This window comes from Streptomyces sp. CBMA29 (assembly GCF_014596445.1).
GTDB lineage: Bacteria > Actinomycetota > Actinomycetes > Streptomycetales > Streptomycetaceae > Actinacidiphila.
The window spans coordinates 22,921-39,437 of the sequence record NZ_MECL01000213.1 but is presented as its reverse complement, the minus strand read 5'-3'; the positions used below and the strand labels follow the sequence as shown (position 1 = coordinate 39,437).

The following is a 16,517-nucleotide window of genomic DNA, read 5'->3' as shown; positions in this document are numbered from 1 at the left end:
GGCGCTACCGCGTTCCGTCCTGGTCGCGGCACTCCGGGTGGCCCCAGCCGTCGGGGTTCTTGGCAATCGGCTCGCCCGCGGCGTAGGAGCGGCCGCAGCGGCAGCGGCCGGGGAATTTCGCGTTGAGGGTGCGCGAGGAGGTGGACTTGGTGCCGGCGGCGCCGCTCGCTGTCCCGGTCCCGCTGCCGTTGCCGGTCCCGCTGCCGGTCCCGTTACCGCTTCCGGCGGGCTTGCGCTTGGGGGCGGACGAGGCGCGGGGGGTGTCGGGGTTGCGGGGCGGCGGCGGGGAGTCGTAGCGGGTGCCCGTGGCTTGCTGGGCGACGGCCGTGTTGCTGGCCGCGCGGTCGGCGTAGTCGTTGAGCCGGTCGCCGTCGACCTGGTGGGCGGGGACGTACCTGAACTCGATGTCACGGCCGGTGAGCAGCGCGTCGATGCCCGCGACCAGTTCCTGGTTGGCTACGGGCTTGCCCGCGGCGGTCTTCCAGCCCTTGCGCTTCCAGCCGGGCAGCCAGGTGGTGACCGCCTTCATCGCGTACTGGGAGTCCATCCGGATCTCCATCGGCACGGCCGGGTCGACGGTCTCCAACAGCCGCAGCAGGGCGGTGAGTTCCGCGACGTTGTTGGTGGCCGTGCCCAGCGGGCCCGCCTCCCAGCGGTCGGGCTCCCCCGTGCCGTCGGCGATCACCCAGGCCCATGCGGCCGGTCCCGGATTCCCCTTCGATGCCCCGTCACACGCGGCGATGATGCGTTCTGCCATGCCAGAGATCATGCCAGCCCGCGGGCGGGCGTACGGCCCCGGCCCGAGGAGGCGCCCGGCCGGGGCGAGGCGGGGCTACGGCTCGGGCGAGTGGTCCGGCAGGGCGATCCACTCCTTCCACGACAGGTCGCGGCCGATGTGGCGCGGGCGCTCGAAGGGCCAGTCCTCCGCGATCCAGCGCGGTACCAGGGCGTCCAGCGCCCGTTCCAGGCCGGTGCCCACCCGGTCGTCCACCACCCACCACGAGATCTCGGCGTCGGCGCCCGCCTTCTGCGGCGGGTCGATGTAGACACAGCCGAGCAGGGCGGTGTTCGCGTCGTCGAAGAGCGCGTAGTTGAAGGACTCGTGCGCGGCGATCTCGGTCTCGTGCCGTTCGAGGTCGGCGAGGTCGGCCTCGTACGTCATGTCGGCGGGCGGCCAGCCCCAGGCCGGGCCGAAGATCGACCAGAGACGGTCGCGCGAGCCCATCACCGCGGGGTAGTCGAGAGCGGTGTCGGATCCGGCGATCGGGCGCAGATGGTGGCCGCCGGGCAGGGGGACGCGGACGGGGTGGACGAAGTCAGCGGGCAGCCAGGTCATACGGCGGAGGCTAACGCGGCGGACCGTCGCACCGCCCCGGATTTACCGCTGACGCGGCGCGGCGGCGGACGGCCCTCACGAACCCGTGGACGTTCAGTGACCGCCCTTCGGCTGCTGGCAGCCGGCGCCGTCGGGGTAGCCGGCGAAGGCGTCGATCTCGGTGACGGCCGTGTTCAGCGCGCCCTTGAGGCAGATCGGGGTGTGGTCGACGACGAAGCCCACGTAGGTGGAGCCGTAGGCCGAGACGCTGATCGAGTCGGGGGCATAGCCGAGGGCGACGAGGCCGGCGCGGACGTGGTCGGCGCTCAAGTCGCCCTTCTCGCGCAGGGGTTCGAGGGCCGCGGTCACGCGGCGGACCTCGGTCAGGCCGTCGCAGCGGCGCTGTCCGTGCAGCGGCAGGGGCGCCATGAAGCCGTGGTTCTCGGCGTAGTGCCCGTTCTCGGGGTTCTCCGTGACGGCCGGGGCCATGGGCGTCGGCGACGGGGTCTCGCCGGGGCAGAGCGCGTCGGTCGGCGAGGCCGAGGCGGAGGCGGAGGTCGCGGCCACTGCGGGCCGCCCGGACGGCGCCTCGGCCCCCGTGCTGTCCACGGTCCGCGTGCCGCAGCCGGCCAGCGCGAGCGCCGCCACGACGGTCAGCGACGGCGGGAGGACAAGGGCGGCTCTGCGGCCTCGGGCTCGGACTCGGGTCATGCCCACGATCATGCCCGCCGGGCGGTGGCGGGCGGGTGCGTTCCCGTACTCAGATCCGCGGGCGTGCGGTCAGCGGCGGCGGATCGTCGTCAGGGACCGGCCCGCCGCGCCCCGCGGGCCCGTTCACTCCGCGTCGATGCCGGTGATGACCGGGTCGCCGAGCCGGGCGGTCTCCTCGGTGAAGCCCGCGACGCCGAGCGCCTCGTTGACGAGGTCGCGCGCGGCCCCCTCGGCGGCGGGCGGATTGTCGGCGTCGACCGCGACGCGCACGCTGAAGGCGCTGGAGTCGCCGTACATCGTCAGGATGTCCAGCTCCTCGTCCTCGCCGAAGTCGGTGCTCTGCGGGTCGACGGGGCGCAGGGCCCGTACGAGCGTCGAGCGGGCCTCGGCGGTCGGCGCGTCGAGGAATGTGCCGGGGACGGTCACAACATAGGTGGTCATGAGGGTTACGTCTGCCCGTTCCGCCGCCCGCCATCCCACCCGCGAGGTGCCCGGCCCGCCGACGTGCGGCGTGTCGGGCACCTCGCGGTACGGCTGACGTGGGTACGTCATCCGGACGGAGGAGCCGTGCGGGGTGCCGGATTCCGTACGGCGCGGGCGTCCGCGCGGCACTGGTCCTAGCTGTGGTTCCAGGTGACGCTGAAGGCGTTGCCGCCGGAGAGCGCGGAGGTGGTCGCCTTGGTGGTGCTGCCGGAGGCCATGTTGATCTTGTCGGGGCCGTAGTTGCCGATCGCCTGGCCGTTCGCGGTGGCGTTGGTGAAGGACGCGGTGCTGAAGTGCGCGAGCGGCAGGACACCGGTGGAGCTGGACGGTGCCTCGGCGATGATCTCGGCGGAGGCCAGGGAGGCGCCCTGGAGCGTCTTCGTGGTGGTCTTCGTCCAGTTCTTGGTCGTGTCGCTGAGGGTGAGCGTGAACGAGCCGCTGCCGTTGGTGGAGACCGTCGAGGTGAAGTGGTCGCCGGGGCTCACCGCGTTGGAGTAGTTCACGGGATAGGCCGGGTACATCTCGTACCACGAGGAGTACACGGCGCGACCGCCGGAGCAGTCCGCCTCGGTGCCAGTTTGCTCCACGGAGTTGCTGCCGTCGCCGTCCAGACCTATCCAGAACGAGGAGTACGTGGTGGCGCTGGTGCAGGTCACCGACGGCTGGACCCAGCTCGCGGAGACGCTGGTGAAGGTGGAGCCGGTGGCCGCGTAACCGGCCCAGTTGGAACTGGTGCTGTGCACGATGCGGCTGTTCGGGCCGATCAGGCGGTGGCTGCCCATGGGGGTGAGGCGGACCGATGAGTCGGCCGAGGCGACCGCGGACGGCGCGGTCGCGAGGGCGGACAGGACTGCTGCGGCCACGGCGGATACGGCGGTGATGCGCGTTGTTGCCGACATGCTGCTCCTTCTCGCGGGTCTCGCGGTACAGGTGTCACCGGCGCGACCGGAGGGGTGTGTGGCCCCTGAGGGGTGCGTGGCACCAGTGGTGCTTGACAGTGTGCTGACAAGCACGGCGAGTAGGTGCAGGCGGAATCAAACGATCGGCAAAACTCACGCCAAGTCGCCTTGCGGGCACGTCCAGTTGATCTCCGCGGCGCTCGAACAGGGGCAAGAAGGGGCCGTCCCGGCGTCTGGGTGTCAGACGCCGGGACGGCCTCACGCGCGGCGGACCGGCCGGAACCGGCCTTGGGCATCGGGGCTTCGGGGCATCAGGGCATCGGTCAGTCGCGCGCCCACTTCTGATTGCCGCCGTTGTTGCAGGTCCAGATGTCCAGCGGCGTGCTGTTGGCCGTACCCGTGCCGACGGCGTCCAGGCAGGTGCCGGAGGCCACGTTGACGACCGTGCCGTCGGAGCGGACCCGCCATTGCTGGGCGGCGCTGCCGTCGCACGCGTTGATCTCCAGGCCGGTGCCGTCCGCGGTGGCGTGGCCGATGGCGCCCAGGCACTTGGTGTCGTAGACGGTCAACTGGTTGGTGGCGGTGGACGTCCAGGTCTGCTGATTGCCGCGGTTGCAGTCCCACAGCGCGGGTTTCGTGCCGTCGGCCTGACTGGCGGCGGGCACGTCCACGCAGCGGCCGGAGTCCTGGCCGGTGAGGGAGGCCGCGACGGCGCCGCGGTCCCACTTCTGGTTGGCGCCGTTGTTGCAGGTCCACAGCTCGAGCGGGGTGCTGTTCGCGGTTCCCGCACCGGTCACGTCGAGGCACTTGCCGGAGCCGACGTTGACGACGCTGCCGTCCGCGGTGACGTTCCACTGCTGACCGGTCCCGCCGGTGCAGTCGGAGATGTCGACGGCCGTGCCGTCCGCGGTGCCGCCGCCCGCCGCGTCCAGGCACTTGGTGCCGTAGACCATGAGCTGCTTGGCGGGGGTGGCGGTCCAGGTCTGGTTGGTGTCCCCGTTGCAGTCCCACAGGGTGACCACGGTGCCGTTGGTCTGGCTGCGGGCGGGCACGTCGGCGCAGATCCCGGAGTGCCGGTCCTTGAGGAAGCCGCTGACGTTGCCCGCGGCCTTCGGGGTGATCGAGAGGTTGTCGAACTGGTCGGTCTGGTAGCCGACGACACCGAAGCCGACCTGGCCGCTGGTGTACGAGCTGTCGTTGACGGTGCCCAGGGTGGCGCCGTCGAGGGTCGCGGTGATCTGGTCGCCGGAGAAGCCGATCGTCACGGTGTGCCAGGTGTTGAGGGCGAGCGCGGCGTGACTGCCGGACGTCAGCGTGCTGAGGTTGCCCGCGCTGGTGCTCTTGGCGATCGACCAGGCTCCGGTGTTGGAGATCCGCAACTGGTAGGCGGCCTGGTGGCTCTGGGGCCGCGACTGGGTACCCGCCCGGCCCAACAGGGTCACGGTGCCCGCCTGTTGGAGGTTGACGTCGACCCCGGCCGTGTAGTTCGACCAGGTCGTGTCGCCGACGAGGGTGAACGCGTCGGAGTCCTCCTGCCATTCGATCGGCTTGACCGGCGCCACCTGCTGCACGCACTGCCCCGACCGTCCGCCGGCGCAGGGCCGCGCCTCGAAGGAGCCCTGCATGTCGGAGAGATACCGGGCCTCGGTGTTGGTGGCGACGGCGTCGAAGGTGTCGGAGTACGGCAGCGGCAACGCGTGCGCCGCAGGGCCGGTGGCGGCGCCCTTGCCCTGGCCGGTGGTCGTGGTGACCGTGTAGACGTAACCGGGTTGCAGGGTCAGGGAGTACGAGCCGCCCGACGGGGTGATGTCCTGCGTGTGGACGAAGGAGGTGGCCGCGCTCGGCGCGTTCACCTGGGTGGCCCAGACGTGCACGGCGCCGGTGGACAGACCGCCCTGGACGTGGAAGTTCGCGGTCTGCGCGGCGGTGGCGGTCGTGGTCTCCAGCACGGTGGAGTAGTCGGAGGTGGTGTTCGACTTGATCGTCACATAGGTGCCGTTGGACTCGGCGCCGCCGAGGTAGCCGGAGGCGGAGTCGATGAACTTCCAGCCGGGCTGGGTGAACTGGGTGACCTGGGCGGTCGCCCACGTGCTGGCGCCGATGGTGTAGTTCCCCGACCAGGGCGAGTTGGCGGTGGCCAGGCCGACGGTGTTGTACGGCAGATTGGGGTAGATCGCGGCGAGCAGCGGCCAGTTGAAGTAGCTGACCATCTTGGCGTCGGTGTAGCCGCGGGTGATGGCCCTGATCAGGGCGGGGGCTCCGGTGTTCATGTCCTGCGAGCCGTTCTCGCTGTCCCACAGCGGCTTGCCGTTGCTCTGCGCGGCGGCGGTGCTGCTGCACGTGTCGGCGCTGCCGCCGTCGCCGCCCGCGCAGGAGTAGTGCGTGCCGATGATCGAGACGGCGTTGTTGAACGCGGCGTTGTTCGCCATGTCGTCGGCCACGCCCCAGCCGCTGTCGTCGGCGACGAGTCGCACACCGGAGTATCCGGCGGAGTTCAGCGCCGCACGCAGTTGGACGTACCAGTTGGCGTCGTGCCCGCGTTCGTTCCAGCCGCCGAGGTACGTGATCGTCAGCCCGTGCTGTTTGGCGCAGCCGAGCCAGGAGATCAGGTAGTTGATCGTGTCGGTGGACCAGAAGCCGCCGTTGATCCAGCCGGGCGCGGCCCAGGCGAGGCCGTAGAGACCGATGTTCGGATTGCGAGCCTTGGCCTGTTCCGCGAGCCAGAATTCGTATCCGGCGTCGCAGTTGATCTGGCCCTTGACGTGTTCGATCGACGGTTCCGAGCCGTCGGTGGAGTTGGCGTCGCCGCCGATCTCCAGTTTCAGCAGTTGCAGGTTCGCGCCGTAGCCGGGCTTGAACAGGTAGTCGAGGATCTGCGCCTGCTGCGCGGCCGGGTAGTCCGTCAGCAGCCGGGAGTTGCCGCCTCCGCCGCTGATGGCGCCGATGCCGTCGAAGGTCCGGCCGCCCTGTGTCCCGTCCACCGTGATCGTGGTGGTGGCCGCGTTCGCCGGGGCGACGCCGACGGTCAGCAGTGCGATGAGCAGCCCCATGACCCACAACGGGGCAAATCTCCATGTTCGTAACATGACTGAACCCTTCACCGTGGGGGGATGGCGTTCAGTGTGTTGTCATGTTCACTTCTTGGTCAATATGGCGAACGAAGAAAACAGAAACAAACGTCGACAGTCGTCGTCAGCGGGCCGCGCTCGTCGCACCGCGCCCGGAGTGGATCAGCGGCGGGCGGGAGCGGCGAAGACCGGAGGGACGAAGGCGGGAGCGGTGAAGACGGGAGCGGCGCAGGCGCGCGGCGCGGTCGGCCGGGCACGGACAAGGGCCTTCGGCGCGATCATATTCCTCACGGGAATACGGAAAGAGAGCACCGGCACACGGGAAGAGAATATCCGGGGAGGAATCTCTCCCCCTCACGCGGCGGGCCGTCGGTGCGACAATGGCTGGCATGACGGGCGACGCGCACATGAATGAGCTGGGCGAGTTCCTCAAGGCCAGGCGGGCCGAGCTCGGCCCGCGCGCCGTGGGGCTGCCGGACCCCGGTACACCGCGGCGGGTGCCCGGACTGCGCCGGGAGGAAGTGGCGCAGCTCGCCGCGATCAGCACCGACTACTACACCCGGCTGGAGCAGGGCCGTATCCATGCCTCGGTGTCCGTGCTGGGCGCCCTGGCCTGGGTGCTGCGGCTGGACGACGACCAGCGCGACTACCTGTTCGGGCTGGCCGGGAAGACACCCGCGCGACCGCGCCGCCGCACCCGGCAGAAAGTCCAGCCGCAATTGCGAAGGCTTCTGGACGACCTCGGTGCGACACCCGCCGTTGTCATGGGCCGTCGTATGGATGTCATCGCGTGGAATTCGCTCGCCGCTGCGCTCATCACCGATTTCTCGGCCATCCCGGAAAAGCACCGGAATTACGTGCGGATCATCTTCACCGATCCGTCGATGAAATCGCTCTACGCGGACTGGGAGAAAGTGGCGCGCACCTGCGTGTCGCAGCTGCGGATGGAGGCCGCCAAGTACCCCGACGACCCGGGGCTCGTCGAACTGGTCGGTGAACTGTCCGTGCAGGACGAGCAGTTCCGCCAGTGGTGGGCCACCCATCAGGTCGCCACGCTCAGCGTGGGCACCAAGGCCCTGCGCCATCCCGTCGCAGGGGACCTCAGTCTGGACTGGGACACCCTGACCGCGAGTACCGACCCCGACCAGCAGCTCATCGTCTGGACAGCGGAGCCGGGCAGCCGAACCCACGAGGGCCTGCGCTTCCTCGCCTCGTGGGCCGCCTCCCACTTCCAGGCCGGTGACACCCCCGAACCGGCCGCTGAGGAACACCCGCTCGGATGACCGCCCGGCCCGCACGCGGCCGGGCGGTGGCTCAGCCGGTCACGTCCATGCGCTGGGTGCCGATCACCGACAGCAGCCGCAGCGCCTCCTCGGACGGCGAGCCGGGCGTCGCGGTGTAGATCACGACCTGCTGGTCCCGGTCGGTGATGTCCAGGACGTCGCAGTTGACGGTGACCGGCCCGACCAGCGGGTGCTGAAACGTCTTACGGAGGGTGGGCTCGCTGCGCACGTCGTGGGAGGCCCACAGCTCCCGGAATTCCGCGCTCCCGGCCCGCAGCTCGGCCACCAGCTCCGTCACCTCGGGGTCGTCGGGGTAGCGGGCTGCGACGGTACGCAGGCGCTGGGCGGCGTTACGCGCGAAACGGTCCACGTCAGACACCCCGTACAGCCGCTGCCCCTGCCGGTGCGGTCCGAGGAAGGCGCGGCGGACGAAGTTGCGGTCGCGACGCGGCAGGGCGGAGAAATCCTCCATGAGGGCAGCCGCCAGGTCGTTCCAGGCGATGACCTCACCGGTCGCGGACATCACGGTCGCCGCCGCCTGCGGCAGGCGGTCCAGCAGGTCGAGAATGCTCTGGCGCACCTCGCGTGAGGGTCCGGCGGGCGGTCCCGGCGGGGCGCCCGCGAGGTGGTGGAGGTGGTCGCGCTCGACGTCCGTCAGCCGCAGGGCACGCGCCAGTCCGGCCAGGACCTCGCGGGACGGGCGGGGGCCGCGGGCCTGTTCCAGCCGCGTGTAGTACTCGGTCGAGATGAAGGCGAGCTGGGCCGCCTCCTCGCGGCGCAGCCCCGGTGTGCGGCGCCGGGTCCCGGCGGGCAGCCCCACCTCGGCAGGGGTGATCCGCTCGCGTCTGCTGCGCAGGAAGTCGGCCAGTTCTCGTCTGTCCACCTCTCCAGTGTGCTCGTGTGCCGCCGGGCGCAGCCAGGTACAGCCGGTGCCTGGTTGCGCCCGGCGGTCCGGCGCACGCTCGATGCCATGAACACCACACCCACCACCGACACCACGACGACCGCCACCGCCACCGCCACCACCGCGACCGGCACCGCCACCACCACCGCCGGAATGCTGGCGGGCAAGGTCGCCTTCATCACCGGCGCGGGTCGCGGCATCGGCGCCGCCGCGGCCCTGCTCTTCGCCCGCGAGGGCGCCCGCGTCATGCTCGCGGCCCGTACGGAGGCGCAGCTCAAGGCCGTGACCGAGCAGGTCCGGGCTGCGGGCGGCACCGCCGACCACGTGGTGTGCGACCTGGCCGACGCGGCGAGCGTACGCGCGGCGGTCGACCGTACGGTGGAGCGGTTCGGCCGCCTCGACGTCGCCTTCAACAACGGCGCCACGAACGCGTCGCCCGGCCCGCTGGACCAGGTACCGGAAGCCGACTTCGACCGCCTCTACGCCGTGAACCTCCGGGGTCCGTGGCTCGCGATGGCCGCCGAGGTCGCCGCGATCCGGGCCACCGCGGGGACCGGCGCCATCGTCAACAACTCCAGCGTCGGCAGCCTGCGGGGCAACCCCGAACTGCCCGCCTACGGCGCGATGAAGCGGGCGGTCAACAGCCTCACCGAGTCGGCCGCCGTCACGTACGGTCCCGAGGGCATCCGCGTCAACGCCATCGCTCCGGGCGGCACCCTGACCGAGATGATCCACGCCTGGGCGGCGGAGTCCCCCGGCCTGCTCGACCGGATCACGGCGCACACCCCGCTGCGCCGGGCCGCCGACCCCGCCGAGATCGCGGAGGCCGCCGCCTGGCTGCTCAGTGACCGCGCGTCCTACGTGACGGGCACCGTCCTACGGGTGGACGGCGGCGCGGCGGCCTGAACCGCGCCGCCCGCAGGCGTCACCGGCTGGCGTCACCGGCTGGCGTCACCGGCTGGCGTCACCGGCCGGCGGCGGGCGCCGCCACTCGCGCCGTCACCACTCGCGGGCGGCGATCAGCTCCTCGGCGTCCGCGTCCTCGAAGCCGTAGGACGTCGCCACGAACCAGATGTCCCCGCCTATCTCCTCCCGTGCGACGGTCTCGATCTCGCTGCCCGCGGCGTCGAACTCCGCCTCCAGCGCGTTGAACCGCTCCGTCGCGACGGCCGTCAGCGCGTACAGCGCCTTCAGGTCCGCGGGCCGCTCCGCCTCGATCCGCTCGCACAGGTCCAGCAGGATCGCCTTCCCCTTGTCGAGGACGTGGTCGGGAAAGTACTCGTCCTCGTACAGCACCTCCAGGAACGCCCGTGCCTTGACCTGCTGGTTGGTGATCGTCATGGCGACGCCCGCCCCTTCTGCCCTGGATCAGCCCCGCATCCAGTGTGGAATGTCCGACGTCCCCGATCCTGCACCACACCACTGACAACGCCGGTGGCGCGACGGCCGACGGCCGCCGCGCCCCGGTGGCGTGAGCCCGTGTTTCAGCGCGGTCAAGCGCCGCTCGGCTCAGGCCGATTCAGGCCACCTCAGGTCAGCTCGGACTGCACGAGACCGTCGGCCAGGTCCAGGCGCCGTTGGTCTGGATCGTCACGCCCCAGTTGTTGCCGTTGCCGTTGGGCTTGGCGGTCAGGACCTGGGCACTGGGATACGTGGCGTTGATGTTCCACGTCGCGATGATCTTCTCCGGCGCCGGAACGTTCATCGTCACCGTCCACGCACTCGACCCGGACACCGCCACGTTCAGGTTGTAACGGTCGCTCCACTGCTGGCCGGCGGAGAGGGTCGCGGTGCAACTGCCCCCGCCACCGCCCCCGGTGGTGCCTCCCGTGGTGCCGCCGGTGCCGCCGCCGCTCGTACCGCCGCTGTCGGGGGCGACGGCGCGGCCGGTCTGCGGCGAGATCATGCCCGCGCACAGGCCGCGGCTCGCCAGGCCCTGCGCGATCCGCGGGATCGCGGCGAGCGTGTTGGCGGGCCACTCGTGCATGAGGATGATCTGGCCGTTGGTGAGCCGGGCGTTGGCCTGCACGATCGCGTCGGTGCTCGCGCCGTTCCAGTCCTGCGAGTCGACGTCCCAGATGATCTGGGTCAGACCGTACTTGGCCTCGACCGACTGCAAGGTGGCGTTGGTCTCGCCGTACGGCGGACGGAACAGTTTCGGTGTGCCGCCGCCCGCCGCGGCGATGGCCTGCTGGGTCCTGGAGACCTCCGAGTCGATCTGCGCCTGGCTCTCCTGGATCAGGTGGGGGTGGGTGTAGCTGTGGTTGCCGACCCACATCCCCGCGTTGATCTCGGCCTGGACCTGGGACGGATAGGACGCGGCGAACTGGCCCTCGTTGAACATCGTGGCCCGCAGGCCGTTCTGCCGGAGGGCATTGAGGACGCTCGGGGTGTGGTCGTTGGACGGGCCGTCGTCGAAGGTGAGTCCGACGTACCCGTTGCAGGTGGCGGCGTGCGACGGGGTGGCGTCGACGGTGAAGGTGACGACGCTCGCCACCGCAGTGGCGGCGACGGCAAGTCCCGTGATCAGGGAACGTAACGACATGTGCGGTCTGGTTCGCATGTGGGGGGCCTCCTTGTGGTGGCGTTGCGAACTCGGTGGGGGGGTACGGCGTCAGTTCGGACTGCACGAGACCGTCGGCCAGGTCCAGGCGCCGTTGGTCTGGATCGTCACGCCCCAGTTGTTGCCGTTGCCGTTGGGCTTGGCGGTCAGGACCTGGGCACTGGGATACGTGGCGTTGATGTTCCACGTCGCGATGATCTTCTCCGGCGCCGGAACGTTCATCGTCACCGTCCACGAACTGGAGCCCGAGACCGAGACGTTGAGGTTGTAGCGGTCACTCCACTGGTCGCCGGCGGACAGCGCGGCCGTGCAACTGCCCCCGCCTCCCGTAGAGCCCCCGGTGGTGGACCCGCCGGTGGTCGAACCGCCCGTGGTCGAACCTCCGGTGGTGCCGCCGGTGCTTCCCAGCGTGATGTTGGAGTTGCCGCTGCTCTGGTAGCCCTCGGTGGCGAGGATCATGTAGTTGAAGCTGCCGAGGCTCATCCCGTGGCTGGCCCACGCGTCGAAGTGGTTGCCCGTGGTGATGGTGCCGCCGGTCCGCTTCGACTGCCGGACGCTCCAGTACTGGTTGAAGGTCCGGGTGCCCTCGATCGACGGGGCGTTGACCCGTGTCGTCTCGTAGATGTCGTACGTGCCGCCGTCGCTGGTGACCGTGCCCTTGTAAGTGCCGGTCGGCCGGTAGGTGCCGTAGTTGTCGACGACGTAGTACTCGACCAGCGGATTCGTCGTCCACCCGTACAGCGACAGGTAGGCGTTGCCCGAGGGGTTGAAGCTGCCCGAGTAGGCGACGCTCTGGCGTCCGCCGGTGGCCCAGCCCTTACCGGCGACGAAGTTGCCGGCATTGCTCCATGAGGTGCTGTAGTTGCCGCCGGAGCCCAGGTTCATGGAGACGGATCCGCCGCCGTCGGTCCAGAACGAGTAGTAGTAGCCGTTGTTGGTGCCGGTCTGGTTCGACGTGATGATCGTGTCGGCGTTCGCGGTGCCGGGCAGGATGAGCGCGGCCACGCCGACCAGCGCTATCGCGCAGGCGCCGCTGATGAGCAGCCGAAAACGGCTGAGCAGCCCTGACGGGCGCCGTCTGCGGCTCGTGTCGTGTGCGGGTGCGGGTGCGGGTGCGGGTGCGTCGTTCATGTGCGTGCTTCCTCCTCGTCTCGTGAGGACCGTCTGCCGCGACAGTGTTGAGCGGAGCACGTCACGTGTCAACACTTTCGGCACCGATTACGAAAGCTTCGCTACCGGCCAGGACTGCTATGGCAGTCATTCACGCAGGCAGACGCGCATCAATGGCCGGCGAGATGAGTTGACCCATAAAACCGCTCGCCCGCAAGATCACATTCAAGGGGATTGAAATTCCGAATGTTTCGGAATGTCTTCCGAGTGCGTGCGCGAGGTCTACGACCGGCAGGCGGCGGTCGCCGTCACCGCGGCTCGCTCGCCTCCGCCTCACACCAGCGAGCGCGCCAACGACCTTCCCCACATGCCCATATGGCCGAACGCCTCGGGGTGCCACATCCCCACTCCGAGTACGGGCACCACCAGCAGGATCGCCAGGACGAGTGAGGTCTCCCCCAGGGTGGACAGCTCATAGCGCTCCACGAGGGTGCCGAGCACCATCAGGCCGACGAAGACGACGACGCACAGGGCGAGCAGGTCGCCGATCGCGTACCAGGTCACGGCCTCGGCGCCCGGGTGCTCCCAGCGGGCGTACGTGAAGCTGGTGCCGGCCAGTATGGCCGCGAGCAGCAGGCCGCAGCCGGTCAGGACGGTGCACCAGGTCGTCCAGACCGGGGCCGGCGGCTTCCGGTCCTCCGGCGGGTCCGCCTCGTCCGTCTCCCGGTCGTCGTCCGAGTAGCGGTCCGCGTGGCCATCCGCCGCAGTCGGCGCCGCGGCCGACTCGGTCACAGCGTCGGCGGTGTCGTCGGTGTCGTCGGTGTCGGCGGCCGGGCCCGGTTCGGGGCCGGGCTCCACGAGTACGCGTACGGCGGCGGCCCGCGCGTCGTACGCGTCGAGTTGTTCGTCGGCGCTCTCCAGCGCGAGGTCGAATTCCCGCAGCCGGGCGATCGCGGCGCCCACCCGGGAGCCCTCGTCGGCGCCGGAGCCGGGACCGTCTTCCACGACCGGGGTGCGGGACGGGACAGGCCGGTGTCGGGCCCGGCCCCGCTCCACGGCCGACCGCCGGACGCCGATGGCCAACTCCTCCGCCGCCTCACGCTCCCTGCGGGCTCTGGCCAGCAGGGACTCCGCGGCGACCAACCGGTCCTGGTGGTCGGCCAGTTCGCCGCGCCGCGGCGAGGCGTCCATGCCGGCCGCCTCATTCGCCCGGCGCTCCAGGACCGCGCACCACGCCTGGAGGTCGGCGACGAGTCCCATCAGCGTCTGGACGACCGCGCCGATGACCGAGAGCGCTTCCCGTACGAGCAACTGGCTCTTGTGCTCCTCGTCGGTCCCCGCGCCCGGTCGCGGTTCCAACTCCGGCACCGCTCCGGCAGGATCCCCCTGCGACATCGACCCGCCCCTGTCCTCGACCGGCTCTTCGGCGCCGCCGCGCCCCCGCGTCGGCAGTCCCCGACGTCCATCAGATCACCTGCTCCGGCGATCGGCCACCCTGTTTCGCGCGCCGCGCCGGGAGGGATTCCCCATGGGACGGCCGGACTCCGCCGCCGCAGCGGGCGGAATCGGAACGTCCGCCCGCGCGGGCCGCCAGTGCCCGGACACGGCGGCGCGCCTCCCTGCCCGGGGATGGCGGTGCCGGGGCAGAAAGGCGCCAGGTGCGGCAGTCGCCGCCGCTAACCGGTGATCAGGTCGAACCTCTCCCAGGCGCCGATGGCGGCCCGGTCGGCGACCAGCGGCGCGGCGCCCGCGTTCTCGGCGGTCACGTACTGATGGGTGGCCTGTGCGCGGAGGCTGACGCTGCCGTCGGAGTTGCGGAGGAGGGTGAAGGTCTGGGCGGCGCCGACGGTCGCGGAGTCGGCGATGAGATCGCCGGAACCGGCGCTGACGTAGCGGTTGTTGGCGTGGGCGCGCAGCGCGATGTCGCCGCCGCCCGCGTCGGTCATGTCGAACTGCTCCCAGACGCCGATAGCGGTCCTGTTGGCGATGAGGGCCGCGGCTCCGGCGTTCTCGGCGGTCACGTAGTGGTTGTTCACGCGGGCGCGCAGGCTGATCACGGTGCCGGTGCCGCCGCCCGGTGTGGTGGTCGTCGGCTGGGTGGGGCGGGTCGCGGTGAGGGCGATCTGGCCCTTGAGCATTTTGCCGCCGTCGCCGGTCAGGCGCAGGTAGTAGTCCGAGGAGCAGGCCGTGCCGTCCTCGTCCAGTGCCAGGAAGCCGGAGTTGGTGGGCGTCCACGCCTGGGACTCGGCGGTCTTGGCGATCTGGTTGCCCTCGTTGTACTCGTCGAACATCGAGATGTAGATGCCCTGCACCCCGGCCCGGCACATGTTGTAGAACTGCCGCCACATGAAGTCGCCGTGCGCGCGCTGGCGGAGTGTGACGGCGCCGGGCAGGACGCACGGCTGGTAGTCGATGCCGTGGGCGGCGCATTCGGCCAGGTCGGGGACGGTCGCCACGTTGTAGAAGTTGTCGGCGTCCGGGACGTTGCCGATCCGGCCGACCATCCACGGCGAGATCATGTGGAACGCGTGGTAGACGTCGCTGAATCCGGCGCGGGAGTCGCGGTCGCCGGTCCGCCACCAGGTGGGTACGCCGCCGATGACGTAACAGCCTTGGGCCTTGAACCAGTTGACGACGTCCAGGCAGGGCGCGGGCGCCCAGGGGCGTTTGTCGTCGTTGAAGCCGAAGCCCCAGATGCAGACGACCGGCTTGCCGTTCTGGGTGGCGTAGGCGGACGAGGCCGTGTGGGCCCTCATCTTGTCAGTCCAGTCGGTCTTGATCTCGGACTGCATGTTCGTCCAGTCGGTGACGTCGTACATGATGTAGAACTTCCGGCCGTGCGACTCCGCCGCGCTGCGCACCTTGGCGGCCATCGCGTCGCGCGTCGGGCCTTCCCCGCCGGTGGGGTTGAAGCGCTGGAGCGCCGCGGTGTCGATGGTGTTCTGCTGCATCCACTGGAAGTGGGTGTCGACCGTCTGCTGGTCGTAGGACGAGAAGAGCGTCGCGGGCTGGCCGTTGCCGAGATTCGCGTAGGCGGTCTGGTACGTCTTGGTGTAGTCGCGCATGTCGGGCCAGGCGACGATGCCGGTGTTCGACGGCGACGGGGGCTGGCTGGAGTTGGGGCTCCAGTGCCACCAGGCGTTGATCGGGGCGCCGTCGCCGACGCAGGCGAACCAGCCCTGATAGCCGACTGTGACCTTCCCGACCACGTCTCCCGGGCCGCTCGCGGCGGGGGCGGCGGACGGGGACGGGGAGACGGCGGACGCCGAGGCGGTTCTGGCCAGACCCAGGGCGCCGAGGGCGGCGGCGGACGTACCGGCCGCGGTGACGCTCACGAACGTGCGACGTGACACTGCCATGGATGACTCCGAACGGCGACGCGCGGCGGGACCGCCGGGCGTATCGGTGGACTGAGTGTGGGGGTTCATGCTGTTCGGCCTGTTCAACAGATGAACTCAGTGTTCCGTGGTGCGCCGCGTGGGGCGTGCGCGGCCCGCCCGGTGAATTCCGCTCGAATTACGTTGGTTTTTGGTGGGGTCCGGCGCGCACAGTCCCTTGACACGCACCGGCACGCCGATCTTTCGTGCACCAGCGGTATCGGACGCGCGTCGATTCAACTGCTGAATCCAATGACGCGTCAAGGGTCCAGACCTGATTGCCGGTTCATTCGGAATTCTCCCGAATAGCCTCCAGGAAAGGCGCGTTGAACGTCCGAATCGGGCACCAAAGGTCGGAGGGGATGATTCAGATAGTGTCAGGCATCGTCAAATATCTCGGCTGACAATCGGCCCCTGCGTACGGCCGGACGCGCGTCCCCGTATGGCGCCGGTCGTGCCGCCCGCCCAGGGCGCGGCCCGCGCCCTCACGCCGACAGTGCCCGCGGCTCCTCCCCGATCCGCTCCGGGGCGCAGGCCGTGGCCAGCACGTCCAGGGACAGGCCGAGCGCCGCCGCCAGGGCGACCACGGTGAAGAAGGCCGGGGTCGGGGCCCGGCCGGTCTCGATCTTGCGCAGGGTCTCCGCGGAGACTCCGGCGGCCGCCGCCACGTCCACCATGCTGCGGTCACCGCGGGCGTCGCGGAGCAGTGCGCCGAAGCGTTCGCCGCGGGCGCGCTCCTCGGGGGTCAGGGGTGTTCTCACCATGCCCGTGATACTAATACCGGTATAAGTATTGGGCGAGGCC

General features: G+C 70.4%; 15 protein-coding genes. 2 read left to right on the top strand and 13 right to left on the bottom strand.

Annotation, left to right across the window (positions count from 1 at the left end; all coding sequences use genetic code 11):
- Positions 1 to 4: 4 nt before the first annotated feature.
- From BGM09_RS28630 to BGM09_RS28605, 6 genes are all read right to left on the bottom strand, one after another.
- Complete coding sequence (locus BGM09_RS28630; RefSeq protein ID WP_188284619.1) at positions 5 to 769, bottom strand: ribonuclease H; 765 nt, start codon at positions 767 to 769, stop codon at positions 5 to 7.
- Between the two features lie 63 nt (positions 770 to 832).
- Positions 833 to 1,336 carry a GNAT family N-acetyltransferase gene (locus BGM09_RS28625; RefSeq protein ID WP_188284618.1) on the bottom strand — a complete coding sequence of 168 codons (504 nt, stop codon included), beginning with the start codon at positions 1,334 to 1,336 and terminating at the stop codon, positions 833 to 835.
- 93 nt (positions 1,337 to 1,429) lie between these two features.
- Positions 1,430 to 2,026 (bottom strand): hypothetical protein, encoded by a 597-nt coding sequence (locus tag BGM09_RS38060; protein WP_223187740.1) that lies wholly within the window; start codon positions 2,024 to 2,026, stop codon positions 1,430 to 1,432.
- A 123-nt stretch (positions 2,027 to 2,149) separates the two neighbouring features.
- Positions 2,150 to 2,467, bottom strand: a complete 318-nt coding sequence (locus tag BGM09_RS28615) for a hypothetical protein (protein WP_188284617.1) — start codon at positions 2,465 to 2,467, stop codon at positions 2,150 to 2,152.
- A gap of 176 nt (positions 2,468 to 2,643) precedes the next feature.
- A complete protein-coding gene (locus BGM09_RS28610; protein WP_188284616.1) occupies positions 2,644 to 3,408 on the bottom strand; it encodes a G1 family glutamic endopeptidase in 765 nt (254 codons plus the stop codon).
- A gap of 323 nt (positions 3,409 to 3,731) precedes the next feature.
- Positions 3,732 to 6,458, bottom strand: a complete 2,727-nt coding sequence (locus tag BGM09_RS28605) for a ricin-type beta-trefoil lectin domain protein (protein WP_188284615.1) — start codon at positions 6,456 to 6,458, stop codon at positions 3,732 to 3,734.
- Positions 6,459 to 6,865: 407 nt separating this feature from the next.
- Between BGM09_RS28605 and BGM09_RS28600 the strand changes: the two genes are divergently transcribed.
- Entirely contained in the window at positions 6,866 to 7,759 is an 894-nt protein-coding gene (locus BGM09_RS28600) for a helix-turn-helix transcriptional regulator (RefSeq protein ID WP_188284614.1), read from the top strand.
- 31 nt (positions 7,760 to 7,790) lie between these two features.
- On the opposite strand, the gene BGM09_RS28595 is transcribed toward BGM09_RS28600, so the two are convergent.
- Positions 7,791 to 8,642, bottom strand: coding sequence for a helix-turn-helix transcriptional regulator (locus BGM09_RS28595; RefSeq protein ID WP_188284613.1), 852 nt, complete (start codon positions 8,640 to 8,642; stop codon positions 7,791 to 7,793).
- A gap of 174 nt (positions 8,643 to 8,816) precedes the next feature.
- Between BGM09_RS28595 and BGM09_RS28590 the strand changes: the two genes are divergently transcribed.
- The gene (locus tag BGM09_RS28590; protein ID WP_223187739.1) at positions 8,817 to 9,569 is read left to right on the top strand and encodes an SDR family NAD(P)-dependent oxidoreductase; all 753 of its coding nucleotides are present in this window, start codon (positions 8,817 to 8,819) and stop codon (positions 9,567 to 9,569) included.
- Positions 9,570 to 9,662: 93 nt separating this feature from the next.
- On the opposite strand, the gene BGM09_RS28585 is transcribed toward BGM09_RS28590, so the two are convergent.
- The 6 genes from BGM09_RS28585 to BGM09_RS28560 all read right to left on the bottom strand — a co-directional run bounded on the left by BGM09_RS28585 (position 9,663) and on the right by BGM09_RS28560 (position 16,477).
- Complete coding sequence (locus BGM09_RS28585; protein ID WP_188284611.1) at positions 9,663 to 10,004, bottom strand: DUF5713 family protein; 342 nt, start codon at positions 10,002 to 10,004, stop codon at positions 9,663 to 9,665.
- Positions 10,005 to 10,197: 193 nt separating this feature from the next.
- On the bottom strand, positions 10,198 to 11,226 hold the full coding sequence (locus BGM09_RS28580; protein WP_188284610.1) for a polysaccharide deacetylase family protein: 1,029 nt from the start codon (positions 11,224 to 11,226) through the stop codon (positions 10,198 to 10,200).
- A 51-nt stretch (positions 11,227 to 11,277) separates the two neighbouring features.
- The gene (locus BGM09_RS28575; RefSeq protein ID WP_188284609.1) at positions 11,278 to 12,357 is read right to left on the bottom strand and encodes a glycoside hydrolase family 11 protein; all 1,080 of its coding nucleotides are present in this window, start codon (positions 12,355 to 12,357) and stop codon (positions 11,278 to 11,280) included.
- Between the two features lie 312 nt (positions 12,358 to 12,669).
- Complete coding sequence (locus BGM09_RS28570; RefSeq protein WP_188284608.1) at positions 12,670 to 13,731, bottom strand: hypothetical protein; 1,062 nt, start codon at positions 13,729 to 13,731, stop codon at positions 12,670 to 12,672.
- 281 nt (positions 13,732 to 14,012) lie between these two features.
- Positions 14,013 to 15,695, bottom strand: coding sequence for a lectin (locus BGM09_RS28565; protein ID WP_188284607.1), 1,683 nt, complete (start codon positions 15,693 to 15,695; stop codon positions 14,013 to 14,015).
- 503 nt (positions 15,696 to 16,198) lie between these two features.
- Positions 16,199 to 16,477 carry a helix-turn-helix domain-containing protein gene (locus BGM09_RS28560; protein WP_188284606.1) on the bottom strand — a complete coding sequence of 93 codons (279 nt, stop codon included), beginning with the start codon at positions 16,475 to 16,477 and terminating at the stop codon, positions 16,199 to 16,201.
- Positions 16,478 to 16,517 lie beyond the last annotated feature (40 nt).